This is a genomic window from Pseudomonas sp. P5_A12 (assembly GCF_056400685.1).
The window spans coordinates 1-6,992 of record NZ_JBFUKU010000274.1 but is presented as its reverse complement, the minus strand read 5'-3'; the positions used below and the strand labels follow the sequence as shown (position 1 = coordinate 6,992).

At 59.6% G+C, this 6,992-nt stretch carries 5 protein-coding genes and 3 pseudogenes; 1 reads left to right on the top strand and 7 read right to left on the bottom strand.

Going from position 1 to position 6,992, the window contains the following annotated elements; translation table 11 throughout:
* Positions 1-74: 74 nt before the first annotated feature.
* From AC1DSG_RS25100 to AC1DSG_RS25070, 7 genes and pseudogenes are all read right to left on the bottom strand, one after another.
* Complete coding sequence (locus AC1DSG_RS25100) at positions 75-380, bottom strand: YkgJ family cysteine cluster protein (protein ID WP_007942663.1); 306 nt, start codon at positions 378-380, stop codon at positions 75-77.
* Positions 381-509: 129 nt separating this feature from the next.
* A pseudogene (locus AC1DSG_RS25095) lies at positions 510-1,256 on the bottom strand (SDR family NAD(P)-dependent oxidoreductase); the annotation flags it as partial.
* A gap of 32 nt (positions 1,257-1,288) precedes the next feature.
* Positions 1,289-1,441 (bottom strand): annotated as a pseudogene (locus tag AC1DSG_RS25090) (nuclear transport factor 2 family protein); the annotation flags it as partial.
* Positions 1,389-2,813 (bottom strand): annotated as a pseudogene (gene phrB, locus AC1DSG_RS25085) (deoxyribodipyrimidine photo-lyase); the annotation flags it as partial. The pseudogenes phrB and AC1DSG_RS25090, both read right to left, overlap by 53 nt.
* Positions 2,814-2,833: 20 nt before the next feature.
* Entirely contained in the window at positions 2,834-3,775 is a 942-nt protein-coding gene (locus AC1DSG_RS25080; RefSeq protein WP_477793303.1) for a MerR family transcriptional regulator, read from the bottom strand.
* Positions 3,775-4,734 carry a YbgA family protein gene (locus tag AC1DSG_RS25075; protein ID WP_477793302.1) on the bottom strand — a complete coding sequence of 320 codons (960 nt, stop codon included), beginning with the start codon at positions 4,732-4,734 and terminating at the stop codon, positions 3,775-3,777. Before AC1DSG_RS25075 ends, AC1DSG_RS25080 begins: the two co-directional genes overlap by 1 nt.
* Positions 4,735-4,888: 154 nt before the next feature.
* Positions 4,889-5,875, bottom strand: coding sequence for an NAD(P)/FAD-dependent oxidoreductase (locus AC1DSG_RS25070; protein WP_477793301.1), 987 nt, complete (start codon positions 5,873-5,875; stop codon positions 4,889-4,891).
* 196 nt (positions 5,876-6,071) lie between these two features.
* On the opposite strand from AC1DSG_RS25070, the gene AC1DSG_RS25065 reads away from it, so the two are divergent.
* Entirely contained in the window at positions 6,072-6,974 is a 903-nt protein-coding gene (locus tag AC1DSG_RS25065) for a TIGR01777 family oxidoreductase (protein WP_477793300.1), read from the top strand.
* Positions 6,975-6,992 lie beyond the last annotated feature (18 nt).

Here is a 6,992-nt window from a genome sequence, read left to right as displayed (position 1 = left end):
CCCACAGGAGAACGCCTAACCTGTGGGAGCGTGGCTTGCCCGCGATGGCGTCGGATCGAGCGATCACTTCCTGGTTACCGATACGCGGTGCTGATCCCCTGGCGCTCTTCGATGCATTCCGGTGCGCCCATCTCGAATTCCCGGCAGATCAACGGACGCTTTTCGTAGATCGTGCACATCATGCTGTTGCGATCCAGCGCAGCGCACCAGCCGTCGTCCAGACGCAACATGACTTCACCGCCCCAATCATCGGTATCGATAAAACGCTCGGGCACGCCCGTGTCGGTGATCAGCATCACTTCGAGCTGACAGCAGCAAGCCGCGCAGGTCGAGCACGTGACGGCCGGCTCGGCGATTTGCGTGTGGGGTATGGTTTTCATGGCGCGCAGTGTAAGGCAGAGGACCGATGCTGTGTGAAAGGCCTGACGGACGCTCAGTATTGGGTATCTGAGGCGAACCGTTGGGCCATGAAGTGAAGTGCGGGAAACAGCTGGCGATGAGGGCAATGTTTACAGCAGGTCCTGGATCGGCGGGTTGCTGCGCACCATGCGTTTGCCGATGGCCAGTTGCACCGCGTTGGGCAATTTCGACAGCGGCCAAAGCGCCGCCATGAACAGGCCCGCAAAGGCGATCTCCAATGGCCGGTTCTCGAGTTTGGCGAAGAGATGCCGGGCCGCTTTAGCTACCGGACAACTGAGCGGTATCGGGAAGTCATTCATTGCCGTCAGTGGTGTCTGGCCAAACCCAGGGCTGACCATGGTGACTTCGATGCTTTCCGGCGCCAGGTCCATGCGCAGCGATTCGAACAGGTAACGCAGCCCGACTTTCGATGCGCCATAGGCTTCCGCCCGCGGCAGCGGCAAGTACGTCACGGCGCTGGCTACGCCCACCATGTGTGGCGCGGTGCCTTTGCGCAGCAGGGGTATCGCGGCCTCGATGCAATAAGCGCTGGCGAGCAAATTGGTACGCACCACGTGCTCGACGATCGACGAATCAAATTGCTGAACGTCGACATACTCGCAGGTGCCGGCATTGAGAATTACAGTGTCCAGCGAGCCCCAGTCTTGCGCAATTTGCTCGCCGATTTCACGCACCCGCTGGCTGTTGGTCAGGTCTCCAGGCAGGACCAGCACTTGTCCGGGATAGCGCTGGGACAAGACTTTGAGCACTGCTACCGAGCGTGAACTGACGGCCACATGAGCGCCGCTTTTCAGTATTTCCTCGGCCAGCGCGGCGCCAATGCCGCTACTGGCGCCGGTCAACCAGTAGCGCCGTGGGGGGGGACGACTCATCCCATTCTCCTTTTCAGCCAGGCAATCGCCCGACCCAATATGGGTACATGTTCGTAATTCAGCGCCCCGGCTTAGAAGTAATCCCGGTGGCGATAAATCTTGTCGTGCTGGCAAGTTTTTGAACGCTGCCAGCGCCCGTTGTCGAGACGTGCTCAGATTGACGATCGGCGACGGATAGTCCGCCACACCGAACAAGCCGCCGAGGTTCGCCGGGTTGTGCACGTCCTTTTTGTTGAGCCCGGCCAGTTCTGGCAGCCAGTGCTTGATGAACACGCCTTCGGCGTCGAATTTCTCCGACTGGCTCAATGGGTTGAAAATCCGGAACCAGGGCGCCGCATCGGTTCCGGTGGACGAGCTCCACTGCCAGCCACCGTTGTTCGCTGCCAGATCGCCATCGATCAAATGCCGCATGAAAAAGCGCTCGCCCTCACGCCAGTCGATCAGCAGGTTCTTGGTCAGGAACATTGCCACGACCATGCGCAGCCTGTTGTGCATCCATCCGGTTTCAAGCAGTTGGCGCATGGCCGCGTCGATGATCGGCAGGCCGGTGCGGGCTTCTTGCCACGCCAGCAGTTCTTCCGGTGCATCGCGCCAAGCCAGGGCCTCGGTTTCCGGCCGGAAGGCGCGATGGCGCGAGACCCGTGGGTAACCCACCAGAATATGTTTGTAGAACTCGCGCCACAGCAGCTCGTTGATCCAGGTGACGGCGCCCACCTTGCCGCTTTCGAACTCGCCCTGATTGCTTTGCAGAGCCGCATGCAAACACTGGCGGGGGGAAATCACTCCGGCGGCGAGATAGGCCGAGAGCTGGCTGGTGCCGGGTTTGGCCGGGAAGTCGCGTTCGTCTTTGTAGTAGTCGATCTGTGCGTCGGCGAATGTGTCGAGACGGCGTCGGGCTTCGGTCTCACCGGCGGGCCAGTGTTTGCGCAAGCTGTCGCTGGGCGTGGCGAAACCGTCAACGCTTGATGGAAGGGGGTCGCTGCTGATCGCCAATGGCGCCTGGACGGCAGGGGCGCGGACTTGCTCGGGCATTGACCTGTGCAGGCGGTCGTAACAGACCTTGCGAAACTGGCTGAAGACCTGAAAGTAAGTGCCGGTCTTGGTCAGCACGGTGCCCGGTTTGAATAGCAGCTGATCGAGGTAGCTATAGAAATCGATGCCATTGGCCTTCAGCGCTTGGGCCGCCGCCGCATCGCGACGGCTTTCGTGAATGCCGTACTCCTCGTTGACGTGTACGGCGTCGATCTTCAACTGCTGACACAGATCGAGCAGCACGCTCGGCGCTTCGTCCCAACGCGATGCCTTGCGGATCAACAAGGGAATGTTCAGTTCGCCCAACGCGCGACTCAATTCGCTCAGGTTGCGCAGCCAGAAATCCACTTTGCACGGTGCATCATCGTGCTCCAGCCACTGCTCCGGGCTCAGCAAATACACCGCCACCGCTTGGCCGCGCGCTGCGCCAGCCGAGAGGGCGGTGTTGTCGTGTAGGCGCAAATCGCTGCGCAGCCAGATCAATTGCATGGTGCTGTCCGAACAATTCATTAAATTAACCTGCGCTGAACAAGTTCCTTATGCGCCGATAACGGGTCTTCGGCGAAGGACAAATCAGCGATCTCGGTAGTTCTTGTGGACAACTCGGCGTGATGGATACGTACCGTGGGCCCGGCAATCATTTTTGGGCAGCTGACACCATTCAAAAGTTTTGGCAGCTGCGAAAGGTTTATGGCTTTGCTGGAATACAGCAGTACGCCGCGGGCTTGCAAGTGATCGACCGCCAACGCGAGTTCGCCGGCGGGCAAGGGCCAGTCGAACACCTCTACCGGGCAATCGGCGCTGCTGATCAGCCAGGCGGCGAGCCACAGGTGAGGTTCCAGTGGCACATCCGAGTGATTGATCAACAACAGTGGCGCGGCGCGTAACTGACGGTTGTTATGGTAGATGCGTGCGCCGAATTTGCTGCGTAACCAGGAATAAAAGAACGCCCGCTCCATCTGCGCGCCAAACTGGCCCTGCCAACGCTGTTCCAGTTCTGCCAGCAACGGCAGCATCAGGCGTTCGCACAAGGTTCGCGGTGGATACAACGCCATGGCTTGATTGACGGTGTCATCGAGAGCGCGTTCGTTCAGGTGTGACACCGCGTGCAGCAGCGTCTGGCGCAGCACTTGCCAGTCATTTTCGACGGGCTCGGTAAACGCCTGCGGCGTGTCCAGCAGTTGCTTGACCTGACTGACGGCCACGCCGCGGTTAAGCCAGGTGAGGATCGTCAGGATGCGTTGAACGTGTTCGGCCGAGAACAACCGATGGCCCTTGGGTGTGCGTTGCGGAACGATCAGGCCATAACGCCGTTCCCAGGCACGCAACGTCACGGCGTTGACGCCGGTCTGGCGCGCCACTTCACGGATGGGCAGCCAGCCTTCGTCCAGGGCCTTTTTAAAATCATCGCCGAGGTCTTCGCTGGCACTGGTGTCGAGTGGGGATTTCATCAGATCGCGTTTCGCAGGCTGAGATTTTCCGGATGCGGTTGCAGGTAAACCTGTTGCGCGATGTAAGTATCCGGGTGCTGGCGGAAGTGATGCTTGAGCAGGGTCAATGGAACCACCAATGGCACGATGCCTTGGCGGTATTGGCCGATGACGTGCTGCACTTCCTGTTTGTCTTCAGGGCTGATGACCTGCTTGAGGTAGCCGCTGATGTGTCGCAGGACGTTGGTGTGGGTGCGCCGTGTGGCGCACTTTTTCAATGCCGCCATCAATTCACTGAAGTAACGCGGACCCAGTTCGCCGGGGGTGGTCTGGCTCATGTTGCCCAGTAAATTCCCCAGGGTTTTGTATTGCTCCGGGTTGTGCRCCATCAGCAGGTATTTGTAGCGCGAGTGGAATTCGGTGAGGCCGCGGCGGGTCAAGCCTTTTTGCAGCAGTTGCTGCCAGGCGCTGTAGGCGAAGACGCGGGTGAGGAAGTTTTCCCGCAGCACCGGATCGTTAAGCCGGCCGTCTTCTTCTACTGGCAGGTCAGGGCGCATTGCGCAGAAAGCCTGGGCATAGACGCCTCGACCACCGCCCTCCACCGGTGCACCATTGGCTTGATAGACCTTTACCCGTTCCAGGCCGCAGGACGGGGATTTCTGCATGAAGATGTAGCCGCAGATATCGCTCAATTGACTGGCCATTGTCTGTCCGTACTCGGTGAGCGGCCGGGTGACATTCAGCTCGGCGTGAACGCTGCCCACGGCTTCGGGATGTTGCGGGTCGCCTACCAGGCGGATCGGCTCACGGGGAATGCCGAGGCCAATGGCGACTTCCGGACACACCGCGATGAAATCGAAATAGTCTGTGAGGGTGTGACTGCACAGGCGTGATGCCTTGTGTCCGCCGTTGTAGCGAACTTCGGCCCCCATCAAGCAAGCGCTGATAGCGATTTTCGGTTTCACGGGGGCGTGGGTCATCAGAGCACCTCGAATCCAAACCTGTACAGAGTGAAGGTTCTGTACAGTATGGCTTCATCATAGATTCAAAGGTGTACAAGTCAAACTTTCTGTATAAGTTTTGTGATGGGCTGCTGTCCACTTCGACAGCAGCAATTGACGCGGGTGATGCGGTTTACTGCATGTGTTCATGCAAGYGACGAGCAGCTTCCTGACCGCTGAGCCAGGCACCTTCGACACGCCCGGACAGGCACCAGTCGCCGCAGACATACAGGCCCAGGTCGGCATCGGCGAGCGCCCCCCATTCATGGCTGTTGGCGGGGCGGGCATAGAGCCAGCGATGGGCGAGACTGAAGGTCGGGGCGGGCATGGAGTCATGCAACAGTTCGGCGAATGCGCCGTGCAGTTGCTCGATCACGGCTTCCTTGGACAGATCGATATGTTGCCGGCTCCAGGCGCTGGTCGCGTGCAGCACCCAGGTGTCCAAGGTGTTGTCGCGTCCCGGTTTACTGCGGTTGCGGGCCAGCCAGTCGAGGGGGCTGTCCTGCACGAAACAGCCTTCCATCGGTGTCTCCAGCGGGGTTTCGAATGCCAGGGCGACGGCCCAGGTCGGGTCCATTTTTACCCCGGCGGCGACCCCGGCCAGCTTCGATGCAGCCGCCAGCAGTGCGGTGGCTTGAGGGGCGGGTGTGGCGATCACCACATGACTGAATGGGCCGTGGGTGAAGCCTTCGGCGTCCTGCAAATGCCAGTGTTCTTCGCCGCGATAGACCTCAGTGATCCGGCATGCGAACTGCACTTGCAGATCACCGAGCAGGCCGCGGGTGATGGCGCTCATGCGTGGCGTACCGACCCAGCGCGTCTGTTCATCCGGCGACAGGCTGAGTTGGCCGCCGTGGTAGGTGTAGAGCTGCGGCGTCCACTCGGCGACCCAGCCGTTGGCTTGCCAACGCTGGACTTCGGTGACGAAGCGGCGGTCGCGGGCTGTGAAATATTGCGCGCCCAAATCCAGAGCACCCGCATCGCTGCGCTTGCTCGACATGCGTCCGCCACTGCCGCGGCTTTTATCGAAAAGCTGGACGACATGCCCTGTGTCAGTCAGGGCTTGAGCGGCTGAAAGCCCGGCGATGCCGGTGCCGATGATTGCGATAGGTACAGTCATAGGGGCCTCGTTTACCTTTCTGTACAGACTACGCCGTGGGTCAAACCTGTACAATATTGTTTTTTGGTATAACTTTTAGCGTTCTCGATCTGACAGCTTGGCCTATTGTTAAACACAGACACTGCCCGATACCAAAGATCCCTGCTTATAAAAATAGACTAGTGATCAGAGTTAAACGCCACGCGAGGAAGAAGTCATGCACATATTGCTGACAGGCGGTACTGGTTTGATAGGACGTCAGCTCTGTCGGCACTGGTTGAGTCAGGGGCATCACCTGACGGTCTGGAGTCGCAAGCCTGCAAAAGTCGCGAAAATATGCGGCCCGCAAGTGCGTGGTATTGCCCGGCTGGAGGACCTCGACGAGGTACCGCTGGACGCCATTATCAATCTGGCAGGCGCCCCGATTGCCAACCGCCCCTGGACTCACAAGCGCAAAGCGTTGCTCTGGAGTAGCCGCATCACCCTGACCGAAACGCTGCTGGTCTGGCTGGAAAAACGCGAGCAAAAACCTTCGCTGTTGATTTCCGGTTCGGCGGTGGGCTGGTATGGCGATGGGGGGGAGCGTGAGTTGACCGAGGCTTCACCTCCCGTCATCGATGATTTCGCCAGTCAGTTGTGCATCGCCTGGGAAGAAACCGCCCAGCGTGCCGAGGCCTTGGGAATTCGGGTTGTGCTGATTCGTACCGGGTTGGTTCTGTCGGCCGAGGGCGGCTTTTTGTCGCGGCTGTTGCTGCCGTTCAAACTGGGGCTGGGCGGGCCGATCGGCAATGGTCGGCAGTGGATGCCATGGATCCATATCAACGACCAAATCGCCCTGATTGATTTTCTTCTGCATCAGAAAGACGCCAGCGGTCCTTATAATGCGTGCGCTCCCAAACCGGTGCGCAATCGCGAGTTCGCCAAGGCACTGGGCAGCGTGCTGCACCGCCCGGCGTTCATGCCGATGCCGGCCCTGGCCTTGAAAGTAGCTCTGGGCGAGTTGTCATTGTTGTTACTGGGCGGCCAGAAGGCCCTGCCGGACCGCTTGCTGGAAGCGGGTTTCACTTTCCAGTTCACTGATTTGCGCGCGGCCCTGGACGATCTGTCCAGCCGCCTCTGAAATAGGACCTTGCATGAC